The sequence below is a fragment of the Nocardia sp. NPDC056611 genome (genome assembly GCF_042792755.1).
Lineage (GTDB): Bacteria > Actinomycetota > Actinomycetes > Mycobacteriales > Mycobacteriaceae > Nocardia.
Genome location: NZ_JBHTVV010000001.1, coordinates 720,717 through 746,705, shown reverse-complemented (window position 1 = coordinate 746,705; position 25,989 = coordinate 720,717). Strand labels below are relative to the sequence as shown.

Annotated in this window: 24 protein-coding genes and 1 pseudogene; 11 read left to right on the top strand and 14 right to left on the bottom strand. The window is 67.6% G+C overall.

What is annotated here, in order from left to right; genetic code table 11:
• Positions 1-402 precede the first annotated feature (402 nt).
• Together ACFRAQ_RS03370 and ACFRAQ_RS03365 are read left to right on the top strand one after the other, a co-directional pair.
• Positions 403-1,500 carry an MCE family protein gene (locus ACFRAQ_RS03370; RefSeq protein ID WP_379093524.1) on the top strand — a complete coding sequence of 366 codons (1,098 nt, stop codon included), beginning with the start codon at positions 403-405 and terminating at the stop codon, positions 1,498-1,500.
• A 95-nt stretch (positions 1,501-1,595) separates the two neighbouring features.
• Complete coding sequence (locus ACFRAQ_RS03365; RefSeq protein WP_379093521.1) at positions 1,596-1,721, top strand: hypothetical protein; 126 nt, start codon at positions 1,596-1,598, stop codon at positions 1,719-1,721.
• A 251-nt stretch (positions 1,722-1,972) separates the two neighbouring features.
• Here the strand turns inward: ACFRAQ_RS03365 and ychF are convergent, their stop codons facing one another.
• Positions 1,973-3,052, bottom strand: a complete 1,080-nt coding sequence (gene ychF, locus ACFRAQ_RS03360; protein ID WP_379093518.1) for a redox-regulated ATPase YchF — start codon at positions 3,050-3,052, stop codon at positions 1,973-1,975.
• Between the two features lie 66 nt (positions 3,053-3,118).
• Positions 3,119-3,748, bottom strand: coding sequence for a TIGR03086 family metal-binding protein (locus ACFRAQ_RS03355; protein ID WP_379093515.1), 630 nt, complete (start codon positions 3,746-3,748; stop codon positions 3,119-3,121).
• Between the two features lie 100 nt (positions 3,749-3,848).
• On the opposite strand from ACFRAQ_RS03355, the gene ACFRAQ_RS03350 reads away from it, so the two are divergent.
• Complete coding sequence (locus tag ACFRAQ_RS03350) at positions 3,849-4,796, top strand: helix-turn-helix transcriptional regulator (protein WP_379093512.1); 948 nt, start codon at positions 3,849-3,851, stop codon at positions 4,794-4,796.
• Between the two features lie 3 nt (positions 4,797-4,799).
• Here ACFRAQ_RS03350 and ACFRAQ_RS03345 read toward each other — a convergent pair whose 3' ends face one another.
• Both ACFRAQ_RS03345 and ACFRAQ_RS03340 read right to left on the bottom strand, forming a co-directional pair.
• Entirely contained in the window at positions 4,800-5,720 is a 921-nt protein-coding gene (locus ACFRAQ_RS03345; RefSeq protein WP_379093509.1) for a family 43 glycosylhydrolase, read from the bottom strand.
• Between the two features lie 66 nt (positions 5,721-5,786).
• Positions 5,787-7,100: an MFS transporter gene (locus ACFRAQ_RS03340; protein ID WP_379093506.1), complete on the bottom strand. Its 1,314-nt coding sequence runs from the start codon at positions 7,098-7,100 to the stop codon at positions 5,787-5,789.
• 203 nt (positions 7,101-7,303) lie between these two features.
• Between ACFRAQ_RS03340 and ACFRAQ_RS03335 the strand changes: the two genes are divergently transcribed.
• Both ACFRAQ_RS03335 and ACFRAQ_RS03330 read left to right on the top strand, forming a co-directional pair.
• Positions 7,304-7,798, top strand: coding sequence for a diadenosine tetraphosphate hydrolase (locus ACFRAQ_RS03335; protein ID WP_379093503.1), 495 nt, complete (start codon positions 7,304-7,306; stop codon positions 7,796-7,798).
• A gap of 205 nt (positions 7,799-8,003) precedes the next feature.
• Positions 8,004-9,449: a DUF1254 domain-containing protein gene (locus ACFRAQ_RS03330; RefSeq protein ID WP_379093500.1), complete on the top strand. Its 1,446-nt coding sequence runs from the start codon at positions 8,004-8,006 to the stop codon at positions 9,447-9,449.
• Positions 9,450-9,666: 217 nt separating this feature from the next.
• Here the strand turns inward: ACFRAQ_RS03330 and ACFRAQ_RS03325 are convergent, their stop codons facing one another.
• The 3 genes from ACFRAQ_RS03325 to ACFRAQ_RS03315 are packed head-to-tail and all read right to left on the bottom strand — an operon-like array spanning position 9,667 to position 10,529.
• Positions 9,667-9,984, bottom strand: coding sequence for a helix-turn-helix domain-containing protein (locus ACFRAQ_RS03325; RefSeq protein ID WP_379093497.1), 318 nt, complete (start codon positions 9,982-9,984; stop codon positions 9,667-9,669).
• Positions 9,981-10,346: a type II toxin-antitoxin system RelE/ParE family toxin gene (locus ACFRAQ_RS03320; protein WP_379093494.1), complete on the bottom strand. Its 366-nt coding sequence runs from the start codon at positions 10,344-10,346 to the stop codon at positions 9,981-9,983. Before ACFRAQ_RS03320 ends, ACFRAQ_RS03325 begins: the two co-directional genes overlap by 4 nt.
• A 45-nt stretch (positions 10,347-10,391) precedes the next feature.
• Positions 10,392-10,529 (bottom strand): hypothetical protein, encoded by a 138-nt coding sequence (locus ACFRAQ_RS03315; RefSeq protein WP_379093491.1) that lies wholly within the window; start codon positions 10,527-10,529, stop codon positions 10,392-10,394.
• Between the two features lie 95 nt (positions 10,530-10,624).
• Between ACFRAQ_RS03315 and ACFRAQ_RS03310 the strand changes: the two genes are divergently transcribed.
• Positions 10,625-11,284 (top strand): DUF6304 family protein, encoded by a 660-nt coding sequence (locus ACFRAQ_RS03310; protein WP_379095775.1) that lies wholly within the window; start codon positions 10,625-10,627, stop codon positions 11,282-11,284.
• 137 nt (positions 11,285-11,421) lie between these two features.
• Here ACFRAQ_RS03310 and ACFRAQ_RS03305 read toward each other — a convergent pair whose 3' ends face one another.
• From ACFRAQ_RS03305 to ACFRAQ_RS03285, 5 genes are all read right to left on the bottom strand, one after another.
• Complete coding sequence (locus ACFRAQ_RS03305; protein WP_379093488.1) at positions 11,422-11,838, bottom strand: PIN domain nuclease; 417 nt, start codon at positions 11,836-11,838, stop codon at positions 11,422-11,424.
• Complete coding sequence (locus ACFRAQ_RS03300; protein ID WP_357280055.1) at positions 11,835-12,053, bottom strand: type II toxin-antitoxin system VapB family antitoxin; 219 nt, start codon at positions 12,051-12,053, stop codon at positions 11,835-11,837. Before ACFRAQ_RS03300 ends, ACFRAQ_RS03305 begins: the two co-directional genes overlap by 4 nt.
• Positions 12,054-12,153: 100 nt before the next feature.
• Positions 12,154-12,978: a carbohydrate ABC transporter permease gene (locus tag ACFRAQ_RS03295; protein ID WP_379093485.1), complete on the bottom strand. Its 825-nt coding sequence runs from the start codon at positions 12,976-12,978 to the stop codon at positions 12,154-12,156.
• Positions 12,975-13,871 carry a carbohydrate ABC transporter permease gene (locus tag ACFRAQ_RS03290; RefSeq protein ID WP_379093482.1) on the bottom strand — a complete coding sequence of 299 codons (897 nt, stop codon included), beginning with the start codon at positions 13,869-13,871 and terminating at the stop codon, positions 12,975-12,977. The genes ACFRAQ_RS03295 and ACFRAQ_RS03290 overlap by 4 nt, the downstream gene beginning before the upstream one ends.
• Positions 13,868-15,223, bottom strand: coding sequence for an ABC transporter substrate-binding protein (locus tag ACFRAQ_RS03285; protein WP_379093479.1), 1,356 nt, complete (start codon positions 15,221-15,223; stop codon positions 13,868-13,870). The genes ACFRAQ_RS03290 and ACFRAQ_RS03285 overlap by 4 nt, the downstream gene beginning before the upstream one ends.
• Before the next feature lie 358 nt (positions 15,224-15,581).
• Here ACFRAQ_RS03285 and ACFRAQ_RS03280 point away from each other — a divergent pair, with 358 nt between their 5' ends.
• The 5 genes from ACFRAQ_RS03280 (at position 15,582) to ACFRAQ_RS03260 (ending at position 20,755) form a co-directional block, all read left to right on the top strand.
• Complete coding sequence (locus ACFRAQ_RS03280) at positions 15,582-17,897, top strand: carbon starvation CstA family protein (protein ID WP_379093476.1); 2,316 nt, start codon at positions 15,582-15,584, stop codon at positions 17,895-17,897.
• A gap of 7 nt (positions 17,898-17,904) precedes the next feature.
• Positions 17,905-18,144: a YbdD/YjiX family protein gene (locus tag ACFRAQ_RS03275; RefSeq protein ID WP_379093473.1), complete on the top strand. Its 240-nt coding sequence runs from the start codon at positions 17,905-17,907 to the stop codon at positions 18,142-18,144.
• Positions 18,145-18,212: 68 nt separating this feature from the next.
• On the top strand, positions 18,213-19,859 hold the full coding sequence (locus ACFRAQ_RS03270; protein WP_379093470.1) for a DNA-3-methyladenine glycosylase 2 family protein: 1,647 nt from the start codon (positions 18,213-18,215) through the stop codon (positions 19,857-19,859).
• A gap of 35 nt (positions 19,860-19,894) precedes the next feature.
• Positions 19,895-20,413, top strand: coding sequence for a methylated-DNA--[protein]-cysteine S-methyltransferase (locus ACFRAQ_RS03265; protein ID WP_379093467.1), 519 nt, complete (start codon positions 19,895-19,897; stop codon positions 20,411-20,413).
• 69 nt (positions 20,414-20,482) lie between these two features.
• Entirely contained in the window at positions 20,483-20,755 is a 273-nt protein-coding gene (locus tag ACFRAQ_RS03260) for a DUF2277 domain-containing protein (RefSeq protein WP_379093464.1), read from the top strand.
• A 94-nt stretch (positions 20,756-20,849) separates the two neighbouring features.
• Here ACFRAQ_RS03260 and ACFRAQ_RS03255 read toward each other — a convergent pair whose 3' ends face one another.
• The gene (locus ACFRAQ_RS03255; protein ID WP_379093461.1) at positions 20,850-24,206 is read right to left on the bottom strand and encodes an AAA family ATPase; all 3,357 of its coding nucleotides are present in this window, start codon (positions 24,204-24,206) and stop codon (positions 20,850-20,852) included.
• 457 nt (positions 24,207-24,663) lie between these two features.
• Positions 24,664-25,794, bottom strand: a pseudogene (locus tag ACFRAQ_RS03250) (exonuclease SbcCD subunit D); the annotation flags it as partial.
• Positions 25,795-25,989 lie beyond the last annotated feature (195 nt).

Below are 25,989 nucleotides of genomic sequence, written 5' to 3'. Positions count from 1 at the left end.
TGGTTGGCTGGCATAGTCTTCGACTACGCCGCCACCGTGGCGGCGGTACGCAACTTGATCCTCGATTGGACACGAAAGCCTTGGTGCACAATCGAGTTGATACCTGACGCCATCGACGCCAGTCCTGTGCTACCACGCCTGCCGTGTGAACGGCTGTTCAACGGACCGTGATCGGAAGCGCCGAGCCGTCCGTTCCGCGAACAAGCCTTGCCGGATGCGGCATCAGGTAGCCGAATCTGTTCACACCCCGACGGTTTCACACAGCCGCTGTTGAATCTCGCAGCAGCGGCTTCATCGATCGATTCGACACTCCAAGAACACCATGCGAGCCGCAGCTCACCGACCATCGCCTACCGGTGGTGAGTTCTCCATGCGCTGTGGCCGGCGAGAGGCTCACCCGCAATGTCCATACCGCATGCCCCAACTCCACTGCTCCGCATCGGCCTCGTCGCTGCGGTCGCTGCCGCGGCCCTGCTGTACTGGGGCTCGGCGCGCGATCGGCCGATCCGACCCTCGAATCACCTGTCGGCAGACTTCCGCAACACCGCAGGCATCTTCGAGGGAAACCCCGTCACGGTGCTCGGACTCGAGGTCGGGACCGTGGACAAGATCGTCTCACACGGGGCCTACAACGACGTCTACATGAGCATCGATCCCTCCGTTCAGCTGCCCGAACATGTAGTGGCAGCAATGGTCTCACCCTCGATCATCACCGACCGGCACATCGAACTCACACCCCGATACACCGGCGGCCCGACACTGCCGACCAACGCGCACCTGCCTGTTGAGCAGACCCGCACTCCCGTCGAGCTCGACACGATGATCAAGACAATCGATGAGTTCGCCGCCGCTCTCAAACCCGAGACCGGTTCCGACGACGGGCCCCTCTCGGGACGGGTGCTCTACCCGATGGTCAATGGGCAGGGCGAAAGGATCCGAGATACCCTCGCGGCTCTGTCCGGGGCGCTGAAAGCCGGCGCCGACAACGGCGGTGCGATCGCCGGCATCATCGTCAAGCTCAACGAGCTGACCACCATGCTGGCCGACAACGACCAATCAGCCCGCGAGTTCGGCAACAAGATGACGCAGCTCGTGACATTACTGGCCCAGCAATCCCCAGGCCTGCAGGCCACCCTCGATCAGCTCAACGCGACACTCGGCAACACCAGCGGAGCATTCAGCCAATACCAGGATCAGCTCGCGGGAACCCTTTCCGCACTCACCACCGTCACCGCCCAACTACGCGCAAACGCCGCCGGTCTGACCGACATCGTCGACATCACGCCACTGCTCTTCGAGAACATCGACCGATCCGTGAACCGAGACCAGCGCTACGTCCGCAGCCACGCCCTGCTCGGCACCGCCATCGGGAGCGGCGAGATGCTCAGCCTCTTCTGCGAACGCATCCAGATGCGAGCCGACGGCTGCCGCACGGGCCGCATCGACGATTTCGGGCCCGACTTCGGAATCACCGCGGCACTACTCGGACTAACCCGCTGAAGAACAGGATGGCCGCCGGCGCCACGACAGTGCGTTCCTTCCGAGAAACAGGGCCATGAACCACACCGCGACGGACCCGTTCCTCGAGCAGGGAAGTGACATTCGAGCGCCCGGTCATCACCCGCGGTTCCGACAACGACGAGCCAGTGGTGTGGCCGGAGCCGAGTCGGCTCGAATCGTGGTGGGACGCCGTCATGCACCCCGCCGAGCCACCCGCGTGACCTGAACTGCGACGCGTAGCGTTCGTCATCACCATCGGCTCCCGATGCAGGAACCCTCCGGCAGGGCCCGGGCCGTCGCATCGGGCAAGGCTGGCGAGCGCGCTGTAAGGCGGCACACCGCGCTGACCGAACCGGCCACCACCGACAGCCCAGACACAGCCGAGCCCCGCCCGGAACACCGGGCGGGGCTCAATCAGTCTGCGCACGTAGCGGTTCGACCGCCGACTACGCGTTCTTCGATGGTGCGAGGCTCAGACGTTGAAGCGGAATTCCACGACGTCGCCGTCCACCATGACGTACTCCTTGCCTTCCATCCGCACCTTGCCCGCGGACTTGGCGGCGGCCATGGAGCCGGCGGCGACGAGGTCGTCGAAGGCGACGATTTCGGCCTTGATGAAGCCGCGTTCGAAGTCGGTGTGGATGACGCCGGCGGCCTTGGGGGCGGTGTCGCCCTGGTGGATGGTCCAGGCGCGGGCTTCCTTGGGGCCGGCCGTGAGGTAGGTCTGGAGGCCGAGGGTGTGGAAGCCGGCGCGGGCCAGGGCGTGCAGGCCGGGTTCGGTCTGGCCGATGGACTCGAGGAGTTCGAGGGCGGATTCCTCGTCGAGTTCGAGGAGTTCGGCTTCGACCTTGGCGTCGAGGAAGACGGCGTCGGCGGGGGCGACGGCGGCCTTCAGTTCTTCCTTCTTGGCCTCGTCGGTGAGGATCGACTCGTCGGCGTTGAAGACGTAGAGGAACGGCTTGATGGTGAGCAGCGACAGTTCCTTGAGCAGATCGGTGTCGATCTGCGCGCGGGCGGCGAACAGCGTCTTGCCGCCGTTGAGGATCTCCTGCGCCTGCTTGGCGACGTCGGCGACCGGCTTGCGGTCCTTCTTGACCCTGGCTTCCTTCTCGAGCCGGACCACGGCCTTCTCGAGGGTCTGCAGGTCGGCGAGGATGAGCTCGGTCTCGATGACCTCGATGTCGGACAGCGGGTCGACCTTGCCGTCGACGTGGATCACGTCGTCGTCGGCGAACACGCGCACGACCTGGCAGATGGCGTCGGCCTCACGGATGTTGGCGAGGAACTTGTTGCCCAGCCCCGCGCCCTCGGACGCGCCCTTCACGATGCCCGCGATGTCGACGAACGACACCACGGCGGGCACCAGCCGCTCGGAGGAGAAGATCTCAGCCAGCTTGCCCAACCGCGGGTCCGGCAGCGGCACCACGCCGACATTCGGCTCGATCGTGGCGAACGGGTAGTTCGCGGCCAGCACGTCATTGCGCGTCAGAGCGTTGAACAGCGTCGACTTTCCGACGTTGGGCAGGCCGACGATTCCGAGGGTGAGACTCACGAGAGTGGGAGTCTACCCGTCGCCCCGGACCGGGCGATCACCCCAGGTCCGGGGCTGCCACGCCGTTCAGGCGCGCGGGGTGCGGCCGAGGTAGGCGAGCAGTTCGGCGACGACGGGGGTATCGGTCGCGGGGGCGTCGGTGACGACGGGGGCGAAGACGCCGTAGTCGCGCAGCGGCTCGATGAGGCCGCGGGACGCGGTGAGCAGGTGGGCGGCCAGCTCGTCGGTGAGGGGTGAGGGCTGGCCGGTGCCGATGGCGATGTCCCAGGCGTGGACGGCGGCGTCGAGGGCGCACATGACGGCGGCGACCGGGGTGGGGAGTTCGCCGTGCGGGAGCGGGGTGGGGACGGTCTCGGTGCCGTCGGTGACGGTGGCCCAGGCGGTGGCGGTGGGTTCGATTGCGGCGGAGACCAGTTCGGCCGCGCCGCCGTCGATGCTGCCGGACGGCTCGAAGGGGTTGTAGGCGGGGCCGTCGCCGATGCCGAGGAACTTGGCGTAGGCGAGCTGGTCGCCCGCGGCGTGCTGGACCACCTGGGTGACCGTCCAGTCGGAGCAGGGGGTGGGGTTGTCCCACTGGTCCGGGCCGACTCCGGCGACGACGTCGGCGAGCGCCTGGTGGGAGGCGGCGAGCACGTCGCGCCAGACCGGGGCGAGGGCGGCGGCGGGCGAGTTGTCGGTCTGCGGGTTCGCGTTCATTGTTCTTGCCTCTCAGGTCGTTTCGATCCGTTGAGATAAAGGTATGACCTGATTAGGCTAGATTTCTTCCTAATCAAGGAGCCGAGCGAAAGAAATCGATGTGACCTCCCCCACAACCCGTTTGCTCCGCCTGTTGACGCTCCTTCAGGAAGGCACCCATACCGGCCGTGACCTGGCCGAACGCCTGGATGTCACCGACCGCACGCTGCGTCAGGACATCGCTCGGCTGCGCGATCTCGGGTACCCAGTGCACGCCGCCCGTGGGCCGGTCGGCGGTTACCGACTCGGACAGGGGGCCACCATGCCTCCGCTGCTGCTCGATGACGACGAGGCCGTCGCGGTGGCCGTCGCCATGAATGTGGCGGCCGACGGCAGCACCGGGATCACCGATATCCAGGCCAATCTCGAACGCGCCCAATCGAAGCTGGATCGCATCCTCCCGAAACGGCTGCAGCGGAAGGTCACCGCCCTGCGCACGGTGACCGATATCGGCCCGGCCGTCACCGGCTCCCGGGAGCCGGACGCTCCCGTGCCCGCCGAGACCCTCGCCACCCTGGCGACCGCCATCCGCGGCGCCACCACCCTGCATGCCGATGGTGTGGAGTTGGAGCCCTACCGGCTGATCAGCTGGCAACGCCGCTGGTATCTGGTCGCCTACAGTCTCGCCACGCATGCCTGGCAGGCGCTGCCCGTGGCGTCGATGTCCGAGATCCGGCCCGGTACACGCCATTTCGCCGCACGAGCGCTACCCGACTCGGATCTCGTCGCCTTCGTGCTGCGTGAAATAGCCTCCACCGGTTGGCAAGTCCACGCCCGGGTCACGGTGCTGGAGCCCGCCGAGACCGTCATCGCCCGAATCAACCCGACGGTCGGCGTGGTGGAGCCGCTCGACGACTCCTCCTGCCTGCTGTTGACCGGGGCCGACCGCCTGGAGACGATCGCCATCTACCTCAGCATGCTGATGATGGACTTCCGCGTCGCCGAGCCGCCGGAACTCGTCGCGCATCTGCGCACCCTCGCCCGGCGCTACGCGGCCGCCACGGAGTGAGGATTACCGCGCGATCGTCTGCTCGGACAGCACCGTGAAATGACGGACCGTTCCCGACAGTTCCGGTAGCTCGACGGGTGCTGTCCAGGTGCGAAATCCGTCGACACTGTCACTGTAGAAGTACTTTCCTTCGGTGTAGGCGTCGAAGTAGATCCGATGGCCGCCACTTGGTAGTGCGACCACGCACTGTCCTTCCCGGGGCGCGCCCCATCCGGCCCAGTCGCCGAGGCCGATGAACCGGTACGGCCCGAGCGGATGCGGGGCGACCGCGAGTTCGATGAACTTGGTGGATTCGTTCTTGGCGAACGCGTAGTAGCTCCCGTCGTTCGCCACGATGGTGGTGTCGATGAAGCCGAGGTGACCGGGCTGCTGCGGTCCGATTCCGATCAGCGGAATCGGCGGGCTCCAGATCGGGCGAGCCGGGTCGGTCGCGATCATCAGGTAGGGGGTGAACCCGTGCCCCTGCGAGATGGAGACGAGTACACCGACGAAGCCGGGCATGTGGGTGAACCACTTTGGCGCCCACGCGGCTTCGGCTTTCGGAACCGGCACCGGCACCGGGTAGTCGGACACATGGGTCCAGTTGATCCGGTCGGTACTGCGCGCGAATCCGATCGTATGGCCGTCCCCGGCCGTGGTGTAGGTGAGGTAATACGACCCATCGGTATGTCTCAGCAGACTGGGGTCTCGAACCAGCCCGGCCGGGGGCCGATAGGCATTCGCACCGAGCAGCTCGAAGTTGGTCGCGTCCTGGGATTCATAGACGTACAGCTCGGAGTCACTGCTGTTGGTGAACGCGGTCATCGTGTACCGGGTCCCCGCGGCTGCCCGCGCCACCGCCGACCGCGCCCCGACCCCGGCTCCGAGCGAGAACAAGGCGATCGAAGCCAGTACGGATCGCCGATTCCAGCGGATCATGTCCATCCACCGGATTATTCAAGGCCCGATTGCCGACACGTAGCCGCCGCGCCGCGAAATTCGCGATCGCGGTCACCTTTCCATCGCGGGGACGAGCTCGGTTTCGGGAATCTCGGTGCCGTGCAGCGAGGTTCCGGCGGTTTCGCGGAGAAAGGCGCAGGCGACCAGTCCGATGAGAGAAGCCGCGACCATATAGCCCGCCGGGAACAACGACCAACCGGTGTGTTCGATGACGGCCTCGTTCACCAGCGGCGCGGTACCGCCGAACAGAGCGGTGGACACGTTGTAGCCCAAGGCGAATCCGGCGTACCGGACGTGAGTCGGGAAGATCGCCGGGAAAGTGGAGCTGATCGTCGACAGCTGCGGCACATACAGCAGTCCGAGCACCACGAATCCGATGACAGCCCAGACGGTTCCGCGCCCCATCAGCCAATACATGGGTATGGCGGCGACCGCGAGCCCCACCAGCGAGACCAGCCACATCGGACGCCGGCCGACCCGATCCGACAGCCGGCCGAAGAACGGCAGCGACACCATCATCACCAGCTGGCCGATCAACATCATGGCGGTGGTGGTGGATTCGCCCAGGCCGATGGTCCGCTGCAGGTAGGTGGGCTGGTAGGTGAGCAGCGTGTAGTTCACTACGTTGAGCGCCACGACCAGGCCGATCAAGGTGAGTAGTTCACGCCGGTAGGTGGTGAGCACCGCGCGCAGCCCGCCCGGCGGGGTCTCCGCCTCGGACAGCTCGGTGAACACCGGCGACTCGTCCAGTCTGCCGCGCAGGTACCAGCCGGTCAGGCCCAGCGGCACGGCCAGCAGGAAGGGAATGCGCCAGCCGCCCGCGTACATGGCGTCCGAGCCCAGGGCCAGCTGACAGGCCAGCACGACCGCCGAACCGCCGACGAATCCCGCGAGGGTGCCGAATTCGAGGAAGCTGCCCAGGAATCCGCGGCGGCGATCCTCCGCGCATTCGGCAAGATATGTTGCGGCGCCGCCATATTCGCCGCCGGTGGAAAAGCCCTGCACGACGCGCAGCAGAATCAGGAGAATCGGCGCGAACACCCCGGCCACGGCGTGAGTCGGCAGCAGACCGATGGCCCCGGTGGCCGCCGACATGATCAGGATCGTGGTCGCCAGCACGGCTTTCCGCCCGATCCGATCGCCCAGCGGTCCCCACACCATGCCGCCCAGCGGCCGCAGCAGGAACGAGACCGCGAACCCCAGCATCGTCCCGAGCGTGCCCAGCGATCCCGGGAAGAAGGCGGATGTGAGATATCCGGCGGTGGCCGCATACACCCCGTAGTCGAACCACTCGGTGGCATTGCCCATGGCACTCGCGGCAACCGACCTCCGCAACGGAAGCCCGGCGTTGCTCGATTCCGTCATCTCTCGCATGTAACAAACCGATACCCACGCTATTCGTCCACAAACCGCGGCGACCTCGAATGCCCTGTCGCCGGCCATTGCCACCAGCGTCTAAACCCGAACGTGATCGTTCCCATAACACCGATCGATTTCCTGAACCGCGAGCGCCGATTTCGCTCTCGAGGAATGATTCGACAGACGATTCGTCCTTGCTCGGAGGGGAAATGAGCGACGAAATCAGCGGCATGCCTATCGACTACCGTACGAATCCGCTCGGCGCGGCTCGCCAGGGCACGAACCCGACAGTCCTCACGCGCATGCGAACCGGCTGGGCGGTAATCGGTTCCACCCAACACCTCCCCGGCTACTGCCTGCTGATCCATGACGGCCAGGCCGATCAACTCACCGAACTCCCCCGTCCTGACCGTGTGGCCTTCATGCACGACCTGATCATTCTCGGCGAAGCGATCGAAACAGCGTGCCGTGCAGCCGATCCCGACTTCTGGCGTATCAATTACGAAGTCCTCGGCAATAGTTGGCACCACCTCCACGGCCATGTCCACGCCCGCTACCGATGGGAACAGGACGACCTCCGCACCGGCCCGGTTCACCTCTACGGTGCGGCCCGCAACGCCTCCGAACATCTCCTCGGTCCACAGCACGATGCCCTCCGTGACGCGATCACGGCCGCACTGGTGTCGATACTCGACCAGGATTGATCACCGCGATCGATTGCCATTGGTTCGCCATCGCCATAACACCCGCCAGTGGGCACACTCGCGGAGGCATACACTCGCGCGGGCGGCTGGATCAGCTGGCCTGCGCCGATCTCATCGATTTCAATTAACGAGCAATATCATTGCTACAAATTAGCTGCACTTGTCAGAAGTGCAGGTCCTGCGCACTCGACCGATGGAGGATGCGTTGCCCAGAACACTGAGGTTCCGTCCCGCTCGCACGACCCTCGCCCTACTCGCGACGGTCGCGGTAGCGGCGACCGCGGCGGCCTGCTCGTCGGACTCCTCGTCCTCGGAGTCCACGTCGCCGACCGCCGCCGATCGCGACGACGCCGCGGTGAACGCGTACGTCTACACCTACCCGCTGGTCACCATGGAGCTGACTCGGCGGCAGCAGACCAATGTCCCGGCCCCGGATCCCGCCAAGGGCGTCGCCCCGATGAATCAGCTGGCGCCGTTGAACTTCCTGCCGGACGCGAATTTCAAGAATGTCGTCCGCCCGAACGTGGACACCCTCTACACGTCGATGCTGTTCGATGTCGCCAAGGAACCCCTGGTGGTCAGCGTGCCCGCGATGGGCGATCGGTACCACCTGTTCCCGATTCTCGACATGTGGACCAATGTGGACCACTCCGCCGGACCGCGCACCATCGACGACGCGGGCAAGGGCTACCAGTTCGCCATCGTCGGCCCGAACTGGAAGGGCGACCTCCCCGCGGGCGTCCACGAATACCGGCTGCCGACCGACGGCGGCTGGATGCTCGGCCGGATCCAGATCGACGGCCCCGACGACATCCCGAACGTGACCGCCATCCAGGACAAGATGACCGTGGTCCCGCTCAGCTCCTACAACCAGCCCTACAGCCCGCCGCAGAACGCCGACCTGCACCCCGAGTGGCCGTCGAATCAGCCCGTGGCCGAGTACATCCACAAACTGACCCCGCAGCAGTACTGGGACCTGTACTACGAGAGCCTGTCCCACACCCAAACGCGCCCTGACGACAAGGACGCGCTGCGCCAGTTCTCCGACATCGGCTGGAGCCCGAACCAGAAACTGGACCTGTCCACATTGCCGAGCGCCGACCGCACCCGCTGGGAGCAGGCGTATCCGACGGCCCTCGGCAAGATCGAAACCGACATCCAGAACAAGCCGGTCAACGGCTGGAAGACCGCGCGCACCGATATCGGCAACTACGGCACCGACTTCAGCGCCCGCGCCATCGTCTCCTACGCCGGCCTGGGCGCGAACCTCCCCCAGGACGCCCTCTACCCGGGAGCCCACGTCGACGACAAGAACAACCAACTCAACGCCGACCACAACTACGTCCTGCACTTCCCCGCCGACAAGATCCCCCCGGTCCACGGCTTCTGGTCCCTCACCATGTACGACGGCAAGGGCTTCTTCGTCCCCAACCCCATCAACCGCTACGCCCTCCGCGGCGAACTCCTCCCCAAGAACCCCGACGGCTCGGTAGACATCTACATCCAACGCGAAACCCCGGGCCCCGCCAAAGAATCCAACTGGCTCCCCGCCCCCACCACCGGCGACTTCAACCTGATGCTCCGAACCTACTGGCCCGACCAGAAGATCATCGACGGCAACTGGAATCCCCCAGCAGTTACCACGAACTGATGAGCCGGGCGCGACCGGCCACAATGACCTGAAAATTCCTGCATGGAGTCCGAGCTGATCAGCCTGGCAGTTGCGGGGGTCGGCGTGGCCGGCACGTTCGGGGCCGCGGTGGCCGCTCAATGGACCACGCGGGCACGTCGAACTGCAACCTCAGAGGCGATACCGGCTCGCATCGGAGTGAGCATGGGATCCCATCGCTCGAAGCCATGTCGGAGTATCAGGCGATCGCCGATATCTCGCCGTCCTCGAAGTGAATCGACTGGTGCAGGCGGCCGCCGAGGGCGGCCGCGTAGCGCGCGAGCAGTTCGTAGCCGGCGATGCTGCCCTGCTCGATCTGGGAGATACGCCCCTTGGTCACGCCCATCCGCTGCGCGAGCTGTTGCTGCGTCATCCCTCTGGAGCGCCGAATCTCGGCAAGCCGATGGCCGATCATCTCCGCGAGTAGCTCTTCTTTCCCGGCGGCAACGGCTTCTTCGCCACCCGCCCGTTCGACGAACTCCCCGCGGACGTCCTTCCACCGCGAGTATCCGCTCATCCGTGACCCTCCATCTCTTTCCGCCGCTGCGTCATATAGCTCTCGTACCGCTGCTCCGCCAGTGGAATCGCCACCCGATACCAAGACTGCCATCGCTTGTATTTGTCGCCCGCCACCAGCATGATCGACGACCGCCACGGATCGAAGGCGAACAGGATTCGTACGGTGCCCGACCTCAACTCCTTCAGATTCGTAATCGACGAACCCACGACGGTGTCGACCAGCGGACGTCCCAGACCCGGACCGAGCTCCGCTAGCAGATCGACCGCCTGCACCACCCGCCGATAGTCGGGTTCTTCCAACTGTGTGATCCACTCACGGACCTCATCGACCACGTAGATGTCCCACTCTTGGTCTGCCACCCGCAGAAGTATAGAAATAACTATACTCGCCAGGCTTGCTTCAGGCTATTTCGGCCTATGGATCCGCTTGATCGTGTAGTACCGCACCGGAATCCCGCGCCGCGCCAACCCTTGCTCCAGCAGCGTCTCCTCGTGCCGCATCGGCCCCTTGCCGGAGTACTGGAGGAACGCGGTGGCGAACATCCGCCAATCCTGCCCTACCGGACCGCCTGGATTCGTGTTCGAAAGCGAGCGGCAACCAGACCTACAGCAGGACAATTGGTTTCGTGGAGGATCGAATGCGGGCGTGGTCGTTTCCTGGCAGTTACGAGGATGGGCGGGGGCGGGTGGCGATCAAGTGGCGGATCGAACCGTATGCGGTGGCGGGGTGGGCGGGAGGGTACGAGATTTCGACGGTGGTTCGGGGGATACCGCTCAGCGGGGGTGATTTGGATTGCATCGAGCCGGATCCGCCGGACCCCCGGGCGCGGGAGGTGCTGTCGCTCGATGATCGGTTCGACGCACTCACACGATGCAGGCTCACCGGCGAGTTGCCGTGCACTGTCGCGGTCTCGGGGGTTCGGCGAGCGGAGGTCGTCCGGTTCACGTTGAATCTCACGCCGGATACACAGCGCGACACGCTGCGGCTCAGCTTGGCGCTGAACGGCACAGCGTACGAAACCGATTGCCACACTTTTGAAACCGGGCTACTGAAACTGATCACGGCGTTGCCGGAGGGCACATCGCTGGTGTGCTGCTACACCTGCCTGTATGCCGATTACTCTCCGGTGAACGGCCCGATCATGGGTATGCGTTGTTATCGCGAGGCCAAGGAGCAGTATCTGGCGGTCAGGGCCGAGCCTGACATCTGGAATGTCCCGGCGACCGAGGCGGTCCCCGAAACCTATCTATGTTCGCAGTACCGGGTCCGCATCCCCGGCACCGGTTACCGCGGATAGCGCTGGGACGACTTGTGGGGCGGGCATGGAGGCGGGATCAAACCCGCGACGTCTACACAGCCTGGATGACCTCTACCAACTGAGTTACTCCATGCTCAGGTTCCTGGCATCGGTGCCGTCTATCCAATATCGTTCGGCTAGCGAGGAGGGTCGGCGACAAAGACAACCGGCTGGCCGGTGATGCGCGCGATGGTGGCGAAATCATGGTCGTCACAGAGGATTGTGAGCCGGTGATGTTCCGCGGTGGCGGCGATGAGCAGGTCGACGGGCCCGGCCGACCGATGCGTTCTATGCTCGGTCATCAGCTGTTGAACGGCTTCCGCGCGTTCGTAGACCCGGTCCGGCATCGCAACCCATCCAAACAGGTCCCGCAGCAGTCGCTGCTTCTCCAGCCTGTCCGCCAATGACCTTGCCGAATAAAGGAATTCGAGTTCGACGGCGGGGCAGGTCGCGATGACTCCTGCCGTCAGCTGATCCATCCATGACTGACGAAGCTTGTCCTGCAGGATCCGAAAAAGGCCCGACGTGTCGATGAGATAGAGGGCTGGAGTCACTTGCGGTAGGCCGCCTTGTTGTCGAGGAATTCATCGAAGTCGCCGCGATCAGCCATCTCGCCCAGCCGGGCAAGCGCACGGACGCGTACCAGCCGCTGCCCCACTTCGCGAAGCGCGGCGTTGACCGTGTCTTTCTTGGTCTTCGTGCCCAGCACCTCGGCAGCGATCGCCAGAGCTTCTTCATCGATCTCGATGGGAGTCTTCGAGCCGGCCATGTCGCAACCTCCAGATATCCAGGAACTCCTAGTCGGATACCCAAGGTTACCAATAGCTGTGACCAGGAACAATGGCGCGTTAGAGCACGCGGGTTATCGGCTAGCGGCCGCCGAGGCCGGAGAGGGCTATGCCTCGGACGAAGGCGCGTTGGGCGAGGGCGTAGACGAGGAGGAGGGGGAGGAGGATGACGGTGGCGGCTGCCATGAGGAGGGGCCAGTTGGTGGAGTATTGGCCTTGGAGGCGGACGAGGCCGAGGGTGGCGGTGGCGTAGTCGTTGCGTTGGATCATGATCAGGGGCCAGAGGAAGTCGTTCCAGACGGTGATCCAGGTGAGGACCGCGAGGACCATGACGGCGGGTTTGGTGTGTGGGAGGAGGACTCGCCAATAGGTTTGCCAGGGGGTGCAGCCGTCGAGGGTGGCGGCTTCTTCCAATTCCACTGGGAGGGTTCGGAAGAACTGGCGCATCAGGTAGGTGCCGAAGGCGCTGCCGAAGAGGCCGGGGACGATCATGGACCAGGGGGTGTCCATCCAGCCGAACGCGCGCATCAGCAGGAATTGCGGGATGACGGTGACGGTCAGCGGGACCATGAGGGTGGCCAGGTAGCCGAGGAAGAGGGCCTCGCGGCCGGGGAACTCCAGGCGGGCGAAGGCATAGCCGGCCAGGGAGCAGAAGAAGACTTGGCCGATGGTCACGCAGGCCGCGTAGATGACGGTGTTCAGGAGCATGTGGCCAAGGGGGATGGAAGCGAAAGCTTCGCGGTAGTTGGACCATTGGGGGTGCGACGGCAGCGGGGCGGCGTCGGTCAGTTCACCGTCGGATTTCAGGGAGGCCGAGATGGACCAGAGGATCGGGGTGAGGGCGCACCAGGCCACGGCGATCAAGGCCAGGTAGGTGAGGACGGCGGAGGTCAGGCGGCGTTTCATCGGTCCACCTCGGCGCGACGGGACAGCCACTGCTGGATGAGGGTGAAGGCCAGCAGGATCGCGAAGATCACCCAGGCCAGGGCCGACGCGTAGCCGACTTCGTAGAAGCGGAAGGCGTTCTGGAACAGCATGATTCCCAGCACATAGGTACCGGTTTCGGGGCCGCCGTTGCTGCCGGTGAGGGCGTACGCCTGGTCGAAGGCCTGGACGGAGTTGATGACCGTGATGACGAGGACGAAGGACAGAGCGCCTCGGATCAGGGGAAGGGTGATGGAGACGAACCGGCGGAAGCCACGGGCACCGTCGATCTTCGCTGCCTCGTAGAGGTTTTCGGGGACGCCCTGCATGGCGGCCAGCAGAATCACCGTCGCGAAGGGCACCGACTTCCACACCGTGACCAGACTCAAGGACACCATGGCCCAGTGCGGGTCGGTCAACCACGGGATCGGGCCCACGCCGATCCAGCCCAGCAGGATATTGGCGAGACCGTCATCGCTGGCGAAGATGAAGCGGAAGACCACCGCCATCGCCACGGTCGACGCCACCAACGGCAGGAACGCGATGGTGCGGAAGACCCCGATGGCCCGCAACTTCCGGTTCAGCAGCGCGGCCACAGCAAGGCTGATCACCACCGTCGGTACCAGGGTCAGCACCGTGAACACGGCCGTATTCCGCAGCGCGATATAGAACAGCGGATCCTCGGAGATCAACCGCCGGTAATTCGCCACCCCCACGAACCGCGGCGGACTGAACAGATCCCACGAGTGAAAACTCAGATACAGCGAGAACCCCAGCGGGAACAGCATGAACACGAGGATCGCGGCCACATTCGGCGCGACGAACAACGTCCCGGCCCGCGCCCGCCGCCGATCCAGCTCCGATCCCCGTCTCATACCGCCGCCCGCAACAACTGGTCGATATCCGAAGACGTCTGCCCACCCAGCGATTCCGCCGACGCCGCACCCCGCAACACGCGATTGCAGCCCCGCTCGAGCAATGCTTCCACCTTGCCCCACAAGGGCGTCACCGCCAGTGGACGAGAATTCTCCGGCCCCTCGGTGAAGACCTCCAGATTCCGGACCCCCGGATGCGCCGCCGCGAATCCCGCCGACCGCATGGCCGACCGCAACACCGGCACGAACAGCCCCGATTCGGCGATGATGGCCTGCCCTTCCGGCCCGGTCGCGAATTTCACGAACTCCCACGCCTGTTCCCGGCGCGGACTGCTCGCGGCGATGGCCAGCCCGGTGCTGCCGATATCGGTGATCGCCCCGGGTCCCCCGTGCGGCCCGACCGGCAGCACGGTCACGTCGAAGTCCAGCCCGTCCCGGTCGGCGAACTCCGAGTACAGCCAGTGCCCGCCCAGGAGCATGGCGGCCTTCCCGCTGCGGAACAGGTCCTGCGCCGAAACGGACTGCCGGTCGCCGACACTGGGCGCGACCCGATGCCGCACCGCGAGGTCGGCGTAGAACTGGAGCCCGGCCGCGAACCGCGGGTCCCCCAGATTCGTGTGGTCCGGCCGCACCGGCGGGCTGAACCATTCGGTGCCGTTGTTCATCCCGAAGCAGGCCGCCGAGAAGTACGGCACCCACGCGTCCACGAAACCCCATTGGCGAGTGCGCCCGTCGGCGTCCCGGTGGGTGAGGGTCCGCGCGGCGGCCAGGAACTCGTCGAAGCTCCACGCCGCGGACCAGCGCACCGGCGGCTGGATCCCGGCGTCGGCGAACAGCTTCCGGTTGTAGTAGAGGAACACCCCGGACCATTGCTCGGGCAGCGCGTACTGCCCGCCGCCCCACGCGAACGTGTCACGCAGCGTGACATACCCGTCCGCCCGCAGCCGCGCCGCGTAATCCGGTTCCCGATCCAGGAATTCACGCAGGTCGGCCAGCACCCCGCGATCCGCGAGCCCCGCGTACAACAGCTCCCACGCCATCAGCACGTCCGGGCATTTGCCGCCCGCGCAGTAGGTGAGCATCTGCTGCAACGGATCCGGCCCGGACATGATGGTGCGGATCCGGATGTCGGGTCGCCGCCGCTGGAATTCGTCGATGATCCGCAGCCGCGCCCGCGCCTCCTCCGGCCGCGCCTGGAAGAAGAAGGTGACCGCGTCGTCGTCCCCGCCCGCGCAGCCGCCGGCGGCGAGCAGCGCACCGGCCGCGGCCGAGCGCAGCAGGGTCCGCCGGTCGAAACCGTCGCGCGCACCGCCGATCTCCCGTACACCGGCCGGGCGGGGGTGCTGCGGCATCGCGTCTCCTCGGGTCGCGGACGATCGCGGCGGGGTCATGACTCGGGCGACGGGGCGGCCGGAAGGATATATCCGTGAACTAAACGAACTAATGCCACCACCGTGACGTGGATCTCGAACCAGCATGGCAGCATACGGGGAGCTACCCGCGACACGTCGAAAACACGCGAACTCGCGGGCATCGCACCGGATCGCAACACCCCCGCCGACCCCGGTACAGCGTCCCCCGGGCCAACCGAACCCGGCGGTACGAGATGCAGGTGAACGGCTGGTCAAAGCCGGTTCAGACGCATGTCGGTTGGGCTACGTTGTGACCATTTGAATCAGTGACCGTTGTACCGCACGGGAGAGTTGGCGCATGGCGACCATCGAGTACCTCCGGACGGATCCCGACCTGCCACCGGTGGGCGTCGTGGACCGGACACCCATGACACCGGCGAAGAAGGGCATCTTCCTCGCCATCGCCGTCGTCGGCGCGATCGCCTGGGCCATCCTCGCGTTCGTGCGAGGCGAGAACGTGAACGCGGTGTGGATCGTCATCGCCGCCTTGTGCACGTACGTGCTCGCGTACCAGTTCTACGCCCGGCTCATCGAATACAAGATCACCAAGCCGCGTGACGATGTCGCCACTCCCGCCGAGGAGATGGAGAACGGCAAGGACTACATGCCGATGGACCGGCGGGTCCTGTTCGGCCACCACTTCGCCGCCATCGCCGGCGCGGGCCCGCTGGTCGGCCCGGTGCTCGCCGCCCAGATGGGCTACCTACCCGGCACCATCTGGATCATCGTCGGCGTGGTGCTCGCCGGTGCGGTGCAGGACTACCTGGTCCTGTGGGCGTCGGTGAAGCGCCGCGGCCGCTCGCTGGGCCAGATGGCGCGCGACGAACTCGGCGTGGTCGGCGGCGTGGCGGCCATCGTCGCCGTGCTCGTCATCATGATGATCCTGCTCGCCGTGCTCGGCATCGTCGTCGTGAATGCCCTTGCGGCGACCGAGAACAAGACCACCCACGTCCTCGAGGGCGGCAGCCCGTGGGGTGTGTTCTCCATCGCGATGACCATCCCGATCGCCCTGTTCATGGGCTTGTACCTGCGCTACCTGCGCCCCGGCAAGGTCGGCGAGGTGTCGATCATCGGTTTCGCGGCGCTGATGCTGGCCATCATCTCCGGCAACTGGGTCGCCGGATCCGGTTGGGGCCGTGACCTGTTCACGCTGTCGGGCACCACCATCTCCTGGATGCTGATCATCTACGGCTTCGTCGCGTCGGTGCTGCCGGTGTGGATGCTGCTCGCCCCGCGCGACTACCTGTCGACCTTCATGAAGATCGGCACCATCGGCCTGCTCGCCCTCGGCGTGCTCGCCACCATGCCGGTGCTGAAGGCCCCCGCGGTCTCCCAGTTCGCGAGCAACTCCAACGGACCGTCCTTCGCGGGCAGCCTGTTCCCGTTCCTGTTCATCACCATCGCGTGCGGCGCGCTGTCGGGCTTCCATTCGCTGGTGTCCTCGGGCACCACACCCAAACTGCTGGAGAAGCAGTCGCAGGCGCGGATGATCGGCTACGGCGGCATGCTCATGGAGTCGTTCGTCGCGGTCATGGCCATCATCGCGGCGTCGATCCTGGACCAGCACCTGTACTTCGCGATCAACACCCCCAACATGACCTCCGCGCAGGCGGCCGCCGACAGCGTCAACAAGCTCGGCCTGAGCGGCAACCCGATCGACGCGCAGTACCTGAACGACGTGGCGGCGGGCACGGGCGAGTCCCGCGTCTACTCCCGCACCGGTGGCGCGCCCACCCTCGCCATCGGCATGACCGAGATCATGCACAAGTTCATCGGCGGCGACAGTCTCAAGGCGTTCTGGTACCACTTCGCCATCATGTTCGAGGCGCTGTTCATCCTCACCACCATCGACGCGGGCACCCGTGTCGCGCGGTTCATGCTCTCGGACTCGCTGGGCAACCTGGGCGGCGTCGCCAAGAAGTTCCGCGACCCGTCGTGGTGGCCGGGCGTGTTCATCTGCTCCGGACTCGTGGTGGCCGCGTGGGGTTCGGTGCTGCTGATGGGCGTCACCGACCCGCTGGGCGGCATCAACACGCTGTACCCGCTGTTCGGCATCTCCAACCAGCTGCTCGCGGCCATCGCGCTGACGGTGGTACTGGTGATCGTGGTGAAGAAGGGCCTGCTGAAATGGGCCTGGATTCCGGCGGTTCCGCTGGTCTGGGACCTGATCGTCACCATGACGGCCTCGTTCCAGAAGATCTTCTCCGGTGACCCGAAGATCGGCTACTGGACGCTGCACTACAACACGATCGACAAGCAGAACGCCTACATCGCGGCCCGTGACACCGGTCAGCTGCCGAAGGGCATCAAGGATGTCGACGCGCTGAACGTGCAGATCAGCAATATGGACAAGATCATCCGCAACACCTTCATCCAGGGCACGCTGTCGATCGTGTTCGCGGTGATGGTGCTGATCGTGGCCCTGGTCGGCGTCTGGGTGTGCGTGAAGGCCATCCGCGCGGGCGGCAGTTCGACCACCGAGACCGACGAAGTGCCCTCGAAGCTGTTCGGCCCCAAGGGGTTCATCGCCACCAAGTCGGAGCGGGAGGTCCAGCAGGAATGGGACGCCCTGATCGCCGAGGGCAAGGTCGTCGCACCCGGCGCGAGACATTGACGCGCCGATGACCACCCCCGACGCCCCGTCCACCGCAGGTCCGCTGCGGCGGACGGGGCTCGCCCTCGTCCGGGCCGTGAAAGCCGTTGCCTGGTGGTTCAACTCGATCCTCGGCGGCAACGACTACGCCCGCTACGTGCAGCATCAGCGCCTGCACCACCCCGGCTGCGAGATTCCCAGTGAACGGGACTACTGGCGCGACCGGCACGCGGCCGCGGACAAAAATCCGGCGAACCGCTGCTGTTGAGCCCGGGTGACGGTTTTCCGCCGACGCTCATGGCCGATTTCCGCTAGCGCGGGCGGGCTGGGGCTGACATGGTGGTATGCGTGAGTGCGAACGACTTGGACTTCGAGCGTTGCTACCGCGCCGTGGCCACCCGGGACTCCCGGTTCGACGGACACTTCGTGACCGCGGTACGCACCACCGGAATCTATTGCCGCCCTTCCTGTCCGGCCATCACCCCCAAACGGGCCAACGTCACCTTCCTGCCGACCGCGGCCGCCGCCCAGCAGGGCGGATTCCGGGCCTGCCGACGCTGCCTGCCCGACGCCGCCCCCGGGTCGCCACTGTGGAACACCCGCGCCGACCTGGCCTCCCGGGCCATGCGGCTGATCGGCGACGGCGTCATCGAACGCGGCGGCGTGCCCGCCCTCGCCAACGCCCTGGGCTACTCGCAACGCCAGCTCACCCGGGTACTCACCGGCGAACTCGGCGCGGGCCCACTGGCTTTGGCGCGCGCCCACCGCGCCCACACCGCGCGCCTGCTCATCCAGACCACCCGGCTGCCCATGTCCGACATCGCGTTCGCGGCCGGATTCGCCAGCATCCGGCAGTTCAACGACACCGTGCGCGAGGTCTTCGCGGTCAGCCCCACCGCGCTGCGCGAGGAATCCCGGCGCCGCAACGGCGACACCCTGCCCGCCACCAACGGGCTGCTCACCCTGCGCCTGCCCTACCGCGAACCGCTGGACCGGTCGTGGCTGGAATGGTTCCTCGCCGCGCACGCGGCGCCCGGGCTGGAGCTGTACGAGAACGGGGTGTACACGCGCAGCCTGCGAACGCCCCACGGTCACACCACCATTCGGCTGTCGATTCAGCCCGGGCACGTGCGGGCGGCGCTGTCGTTGCAGGACATGCGGGACCTCGCGCCGACCGTGGCGCGCATCCGGCACTTCCTCGACCTCGACGCCGATCCGATCGGTATCGACGAGGCGTTGACGGCGGGTATGGCGGGGATGCCGTTACGTGTGGGCCTACCCGGCGAGGTTCCGGAGGCGGATCCGACCGCGCAGCGCTCGAACGGCGCCGCGGGCGCGAGCAGTGCCGTACCGCCGGCGAACGGTCGCGTGCCGCGGTCGAACGGCGGTGTCCGGGCGAACGACATCGCGTTGCCCGCCGGCATCCGGGTGCCGGGCTGCCTGGACGGTCCGGAGCTGTTGCTGCGCACCATGATCGGGCAGCAGATCTCGGTGGCGGCCGCTAATACCCACACCGCGCGACTGGTGCAGCACCTGGGCGAGCCCATCGACGGGCCCATCCCGCACCTGTTCCCCACCGCCGAGGCCATCGCCGAACACGGCTCCGAGGTGCTCACCGGCCCCGGACGGCGGATCGACGCCATCGTCGGCGCGGCCAAGGCCCTCGCTTCCGGAGACCTGGTGCTGCACTCCGGCCGCACCGCCGCCGAACTGCGCCGCGACCTGCTGGCCCTCGACGGCGTCGGGCCGTGGACCGCCGACTACGTGACGATGCGCCTGCTCGCCGACCCTGACGTGCTGCTGCCGTCCGACCTGGTGGTGCGGCGTGGGGCCGCGCTGCTCGGCGTGGACCTCACCGCGACGGCCCGCTGGTCGCCGTGGCGGTCCTACCTGACCATGCACCTGTGGAAGCACGCCCTGGCCAATCCCGAGCCACGGGCCTCCGCGAAAATCGAACCACTCGGCCGACGCGCCGCCCAATGAGCACGCCGCCGACTCCCACCCGGAGGACACCCCTCATGAGCTCCGAAAACACCCACACACCAGCGGATTACGCCACCACGACCACCGCGGCCGGGCCGTTCACGGCCGTAGTGGACGCCGACGGGGTGGTCCTGGCCTCCGGCTGGACCGCCTCCGCGGAGGAGCTGCGCGTGCTCATCCACCCCAGCATCCGGCCCGCCGAACTGCGGGCCCGCGACTCGCTCGGGCCGGTCTCGCGGGCCATCGCCGACTATCACGCCGGTGATCTGACCGCCATCGACGCCATTCCCGTCCGGCAGGTCTCCGGGCCATTCCTCACCCACGCCTGGGAGATCCTGCGCAAGGTTCCCGCGGGCGAGCCGGTCACCTACACCGACTTCGCGGTCATCTCCGGCCGCCCCGCCGCCACCCGCGCCGCCGCCAACGCCTGCGCCCGCAACGCCGCGGCCCTGTTCGTCCCCTGCCACCGCGTCATCCGCACCGACGGCGGCCTCGGCGGCTTCCGCTACGGGCTGCCCGTCAAACGCTGGCTGCTCGACCACGAAGCCGCCTGACCCGCACCCTCCCGACCTGCGACATCGCTCCGACCGGGGGTGTCGGTGCCCCGGCGTACGCTCGCAACCATGTGCCGCAACATCCACACCCTGCACAACTTCGAGCCGCCGGCCACCCCGGACGAGGTGCACGCGGCCGCCCTGCAATACGTCCGCAAGATCAGCGGAACCAATAAACCCTCCCAAACCAATCAGGCAGCCTTCGACCTCGCCGTCGAGGAGATCACCGCCGCCACCATCCGCCTCCTCGAGGGCTTGACCACCAACGCCCCGCCCAAGGACCGCGAGGTCGAAGCCGCCAAGGCCCGAGCCCGAGCCGAAGTCCGCTTCGCCCGCAGCTGACCGACACCGCGAGGCCTGGGATCGAACACGTCAGGGACATCAGGCCGACGGCATGATCGACGTCCGACGTCGAGAGGGCCGCGCGGACAGGCGGTCAGACGCCGACCGAGGTTTCCAGGCGGGAGCCGGTGCGGCCGCGGATGACGTGGAGGCGGCTGGGGATGCGCTGGCGCATTTCGTCGACGTGGCTGACCACGCCGACCACACGGCCGCCGGAGCGCAGTTCGTCGAGAACGCCCATGACCGAGTCGAGGGTGTCGGCGTCGAGGCTGCCGAAACCCTCGTCGATGAAGAGGGTGTCCATGACCAGACCACCCGATTCGGCGGAGACGACGTCGGCCAGGCCCAGGGCCAGGGCCAGGGAAGCCATGAAGGTCTCGCCGCCGGAGAGGGTTTTGGCGGGGCGGACCGCGCCGGTGTAGTCGTCGCGGATGTCGAGGCCCAGGCCACCGCGACGGCCGCGGGGGCCCGCGGCGTCGGTATGGACGAATTCGTAGCGGCCGCCGGACATTCGGCGCAGGCGGACCGATCCGGCCAGGGCCACTTCCTCCAGGCGGGCGGCCAGGACGTAGGAGCGCAGGGACATGCGGCGGTTGTTCTCGCCGCGGCCCGCGACCACCTCGGACAGGCGGGCCAGTTCGTCGTGAGCGCGTTGCAGCGGGGCGATGTGTTCGACGTCGGACTGCAATCGCGCGCAGAGGTCCGCGAGTTGCCTGACCCGCCGCTCGGCTTCGGCGTGGGCCGCGACCGCCCGGTTCAGCTCCGATTCCGACTGGGCCACAGCGTTTTCCAGTTCACCCGGATCACCCGGTTCCGTGTCCCCGGCGGCGCGGATCTCCGGCTCGGCGAGGACGGCCTCGGCGTGGGCCCGAGCGCGATCGGCGGCCACGAGTTCGTCTTCGATCTCCGACTGCTGCGCGGTCGTGCGCGAGGCGGCATCGACCGCACGGGCGTACTCGCCCAGCACGGTGTAATCCGGGCCGGACTCCCCCATCACCGGGGGCGCGGATTCCACCAAACCCGCTTCGTACGACAGCTTTTCGACCCGCACGGCGGCCGCGGCCACCTGCTCGCGGGCGGTGACGGCGTCGACGCGGGCCGCGCGGACCACACCGGCCTCCTCGACCAGGGCGGCCAGCCGGGCGCGCCGCCGCTCGACCGTGCCGTCGGCTCCGGCGGCGGCGCGCAGCCGCTCGGTGAGTTCGGCCAGCCGACGATCGGTGGCCACGATCCGCTCGGTCGTCGCACTCATACGGCTCTCGCACTCGCGCGCCTCGTTCTGGAGCCGGGTCTGATCCGCCCGCAGCGTGTTCAGTTCGGCGGTGAGCCCGTCCACCAGCCCCGCCGCCCGCTCGGCCGCGGTGAACTGACGCGTCGAATCATCCAGCGCCGCAGCCAGGTCCGCCTTGTCGACGTCGCCGCCCCGCTCGACCAGCACTTCGACGGCCCGCTCCAGCTCCGCGACCAGCTGCCCCGCTCGCTCCCGGGCGGCCTCCGCGGCCCGTTCGGTGGCCAGCGCCGCGTCCTCGTCCGCCTTGGACACCGCGTGTTCCGCGGGCCGCGCCGGATTCGGGTGCGCGTCGGACCCGCACACCGCACACGGCTCCCCCTCGACCAGCGCCTCCGCCAATTCCGCGGCCATCCCGGCCATTCGCTGCTCCCGCAGCGCCTGCGTCCGCTTCCACGCCTCCGCGTGCGCGGTCCTCGCCTGCTCGAACCCGGTCGCCGCCCGCGCCAGCTCACCCCGCTTCCGCTCCAGCTCGACCGCGGCCGCCGCCGACGTCCGCAACCGCAGACACTCGGCCTCCAGCCCGGCCAGCGCGGCCGCCGCATCCGCGGCCCCACGTAACCGGACCTCCACCCCCGCAACAGCTTCCGGCAACTCGCTCAGCCGCGCGATCAACGTCGCCGCCCGACCCGCCAGGTCCTTCTGCTCGGTGCGCAGCCCCGACAATTCCCGAGTCAGCCGATTCGCCGACTCGGCATCGGCGCGCACCTCATCCAGCGCACCCACCTGCGCACTCCACCGCTGCACCGCCGCCTCGAGCCCGCCACCGGAACCGGCCCGGGGCAGGTCGTTCAGTCCACCGGCGCCGCCCGAACCCGTATCGATCTGCGTGCCACGGTGGTTCGCGCGAAGGTGCGAAGGCTCGTCACCGGCGACCTGACCTGGTGTATCGGCCGCCGACGGCCGTGCCGGGTCCACCACGTTGCCGCTGCCCCAGGAGGCTTCGCCGTCACGACCGGGCGCATCGTGTTCGACAGGCCGACCGGCGTCCGTTCCCGGCTGGATTCCGGGCGCGGGGAGGTCGGCCAGGTCGGCGGCGAGGTCGGTGCCCGCGAGCTCGGCGGCGGCCAGGTCGGCCGCGGCCCACGTGGTTCCGGGGAGTTCGGCGGTCGCGGGGTCGAGGAGGCGGTCGGCCAGTTGCTCGGCGGCGCGGGTGGCGTCGTCGGCGCGGCGGCGCAGGGCGACGGCGGCGGTGCGGGCCTCGGCGAGGGCGGCGGCGACCGGTTCGGCACGGCGGGCTCGGTCGAGCTCGGACTGGCGGGCCGCACGGTGGGTGGCGGTCGCGGTGAAGTCGGCGAGCTGGGTCCGGGCCGTGGCGCGGCGGCGGAACAGGTCGTGGCGGCGGCGCTCGGCCTCGGCGGCGGCGCGAACCTTCGACGAATCCTGTTGGCGCTGTTGGAGTTCCGCGGAGGTGGCGGTCAGCGTGGCGTGGGCGGCGGTCAGCAGGGACTGCGACCAGGCGACCGATTCGAGGATGGCGGCGGAGTCGGTGGCGGGTAGACCGGCTGCGGTTCCGACGCGGGCGATCAGGGCATCGATGCCGTGCTTGCGGGTGTCGAGTTCGGCGGTGCTCGCGCGGCGCCTATCGATGAGCCACTGTTCGGCGGTGCCGAAACGTTCGGTGTCGAAGAGCTTTTCGAGGAGCTTCTCGCGTTCCTCGTTGTCGGCGCGCAGGAAGCGCGCGAAATCGCCCTGGGGCAGCAGAACGACCTGGAAGAACTGGTCGGCGCTCATGCCGAGCAGGCGCAGCACCTCGTCACCGATATCGGGGATGCGGGACAGGTTCTGGCCGCGGCCGTCGAGCCATTCCAGGGTGGCGACCGAGTTCTCCTTCACCCAGCCGGATTTGGCGCGTTTGCTGGGCCGCTGGAATTCCGGGGATCGGATCAGGCGCAGGGTCCGGCCGCCGACCGTGGCCTCGAGCAGCACCCGGGGCGGGGTCTGCTCGTCGGCGTGATCGGAGTGCAGGCGCTTGCCCTCCTCGCGCGCGCCGGGCACCTTCCCGTACAGCGCGAAGGCGATGGCGTCGAGCACCGTGGTCTTCCCGGCCCCGGTCTGCCCGTGCAGCAGGAACAGCCCGTCCGCGCCCAGCTCGTCGAAATCCACCACGGCCGTCTCGGCGAACGGCCCGAACGCCGTCAGCTCCAGCCGATGCAGCCGCATGCCGTGACCCCTTCCCGCAACGCTTCGACCCATTCGACAACCGATCGCGCGCCCGCAGCGGCGGGACACGCCGAAATGCCCCGTGCCACAGGGCTCACGCAGTCATTCCGTCCGCGGCCTCGCCGGATTCACCCGTCCCGAGACCGAACTCCTCCACATCGAACAGCCCGAGCGCGGCATCGGCCTCCGCCGCGTCCGCCCCACGCACCGACCCGTCGAACCCGGCCGCGCTGACCACCCGCTCCGCTTCCGCCGCCCCCGGCTCGGCGACATCCGGCTCCGCCGACACGGAGGCGCTTCGGGTGGCACCCAGCTCGGTCGGCACCGCAGGCGTCTCCGCAACGACGGCCTCGGCCGCTACCGTCGCCCTCTCCGCGGGGGCAGCCACCGCCGGTGGAGCTGCCACGGCTGGCGACGCCAGGCGCTCATCCGGCGCGGAAACCCGGCGGAGGCCGTCCTTTTCGCGGGTGGCGGCGGAGAGGGCGCGTTCGAGCCAGGTCATCTCGCCCGCGGTCGGGACGCCCCGGACGTCGGAGAGGAAGCTCTGGGCGATCTCGGTGTCGCGGCGGCCGTGGACGCGTTCGCGGTAGCGGAGTTCCGGGTTGCCGTCCGGGCGTTGCCATTCCACATGGACGGCGTGCGGGAAGCGGTCGCGCAGCCGGCGCAGGGCGTCCACGGGGCGCGCGGCGTCGGTGAGGGTCGCCGATACATAGTGGGCTTCGGCTTCGGCGTGCTCCGGCGATTCCAGGAGGGATTCCAGCGGTCCGGTGAGCTGGGACAGGCCACGCACCACCGGGAGGTCGTGGCGCCGCACCTCCGCGAGCCCGGAGGCGTCGAGATCCACGATCCACACGGCCTTGCGGTGCGAGCGCTCGCCGAACGAATACGGCAGCGGCGATCCCGAATACCGGACCGACTCCGACAGCGTCTGCGGCGAGTGCAGATGCCCCAGGGCGGTGTAGTCGATGCCGTCGAACGCCGACAACGACACCGTCTCCACCCCGCCCACGGAGATGGAACGCTCCGAGCCCGTCGCCTCACCGCCCACCACGAACGCGTGCGCCAGCACCACCGAGCGCGCCCCGGCCCGCCCCGCCAGATCCGCGCGCACCCGCCCCATGGCCGCGTCCAGAATCTCGGCGTGTGAACGCGCCTGCGGTACACCCAATTCCGCCCGGGTGATCTCCGGCTCCAAGTACGGAATGCCGTAAAAGGCAATGTCACCGAACTCGTCGGAAAGCACGACCGGCCGCGCCACATCCGCGATCCGGCAGCGCAAATGCAATCCGCCCGCCGCCGCGAAACTCCCGAGCGCACCCAGCCGAGTCGGCGAGTCATGATTTCCGGAGGTCGCGATAATCGCCGCCCCCGCTGCCCGAATTGCCTCGAATCCCCGATTGCACACCGCGATCGCATCCGCGCTGGGAATGGAACGGTCGTACACGTCCCCCGGCAGCACGACCACGTCCACCCCCTCGACCCGCACCAATTCCGCGATGGCCGCCAGCGAGCACTCCTGATCCGTCAGCAGATCGACGCCATGAAAGGTGCGCCCGATATGCCAGTCGGAGGTGTGCAGGATCCGCATGCCGGAGAACGCTAGGCGATCGCTCCGACAGGTTGGGCTACACCCTGGCGAGTCGACTGAAACACGCCGATGTATGCCCGGGCGATTCAGCGTCTGCCGAGGAGACAACTGATTTCGCGACGGTCCGGGTAACTCGCCGGGTACGCCCGGAGTCGGCTCGGCGCCCCGCCGACGGCACGGATCCGGCACACTCGA

Excerpts from the sequence above, each read along its gene's own strand:
- ACFRAQ_RS03370 (WP_379093524.1), top strand. The coding sequence starts at position 403 with ATGTCCATACCGCATGCCCCAACTCCACTGCTCCGCATCGGCCTCGTC.
- ACFRAQ_RS03355 (WP_379093515.1), bottom strand. The coding sequence starts at position 3,748 with ATGAACGCGAACCCGCAGACCGACAACTCGCCCGCCGCCGCCCTCGCC.
- ACFRAQ_RS03345 (WP_379093509.1), bottom strand. The coding sequence starts at position 5,720 with ATGGACATGATCCGCTGGAATCGGCGATCCGTACTGGCTTCGATCGCC.
- ACFRAQ_RS03340 (WP_379093506.1), bottom strand. The coding sequence starts at position 7,100 with ATGACGGAATCGAGCAACGCCGGGCTTCCGTTGCGGAGGTCGGTTGCC.
- ACFRAQ_RS03335 (WP_379093503.1), top strand. The coding sequence starts at position 7,304 with ATGAGCGACGAAATCAGCGGCATGCCTATCGACTACCGTACGAATCCG.
- ACFRAQ_RS03325 (WP_379093497.1), bottom strand. The coding sequence starts at position 9,984 with ATGAGCGGATACTCGCGGTGGAAGGACGTCCGCGGGGAGTTCGTCGAA.
- ACFRAQ_RS03315 (WP_379093491.1), bottom strand. The coding sequence starts at position 10,529 with ATGTTCGCCACCGCGTTCCTCCAGTACTCCGGCAAGGGGCCGATGCGG.
- ACFRAQ_RS03310 (WP_379095775.1), top strand. The coding sequence starts at position 10,625 with ATGCGGGCGTGGTCGTTTCCTGGCAGTTACGAGGATGGGCGGGGGCGG.
- ACFRAQ_RS03300 (WP_357280055.1), bottom strand. The coding sequence starts at position 12,053 with ATGGCCGGCTCGAAGACTCCCATCGAGATCGATGAAGAAGCTCTGGCG.
- ACFRAQ_RS03295 (WP_379093485.1), bottom strand. The coding sequence starts at position 12,978 with ATGAAACGCCGCCTGACCTCCGCCGTCCTCACCTACCTGGCCTTGATC.
- ACFRAQ_RS03290 (WP_379093482.1), bottom strand. The coding sequence starts at position 13,871 with ATGAGACGGGGATCGGAGCTGGATCGGCGGCGGGCGCGGGCCGGGACG.
- ACFRAQ_RS03285 (WP_379093479.1), bottom strand. The coding sequence starts at position 15,223 with ATGCCGCAGCACCCCCGCCCGGCCGGTGTACGGGAGATCGGCGGTGCG.
- ACFRAQ_RS03280 (WP_379093476.1), top strand. The coding sequence starts at position 15,582 with ATGGCGACCATCGAGTACCTCCGGACGGATCCCGACCTGCCACCGGTG.
- ACFRAQ_RS03275 (WP_379093473.1), top strand. The coding sequence starts at position 17,905 with ATGACCACCCCCGACGCCCCGTCCACCGCAGGTCCGCTGCGGCGGACG.
- ACFRAQ_RS03270 (WP_379093470.1), top strand. The coding sequence starts at position 18,213 with ATGGTGGTATGCGTGAGTGCGAACGACTTGGACTTCGAGCGTTGCTAC.
- ACFRAQ_RS03265 (WP_379093467.1), top strand. The coding sequence starts at position 19,895 with ATGAGCTCCGAAAACACCCACACACCAGCGGATTACGCCACCACGACC.
- ACFRAQ_RS03260 (WP_379093464.1), top strand. The coding sequence starts at position 20,483 with ATGTGCCGCAACATCCACACCCTGCACAACTTCGAGCCGCCGGCCACC.
- ACFRAQ_RS03255 (WP_379093461.1), bottom strand. The coding sequence starts at position 24,206 with ATGCGGCTGCATCGGCTGGAGCTGACGGCGTTCGGGCCGTTCGCCGAG.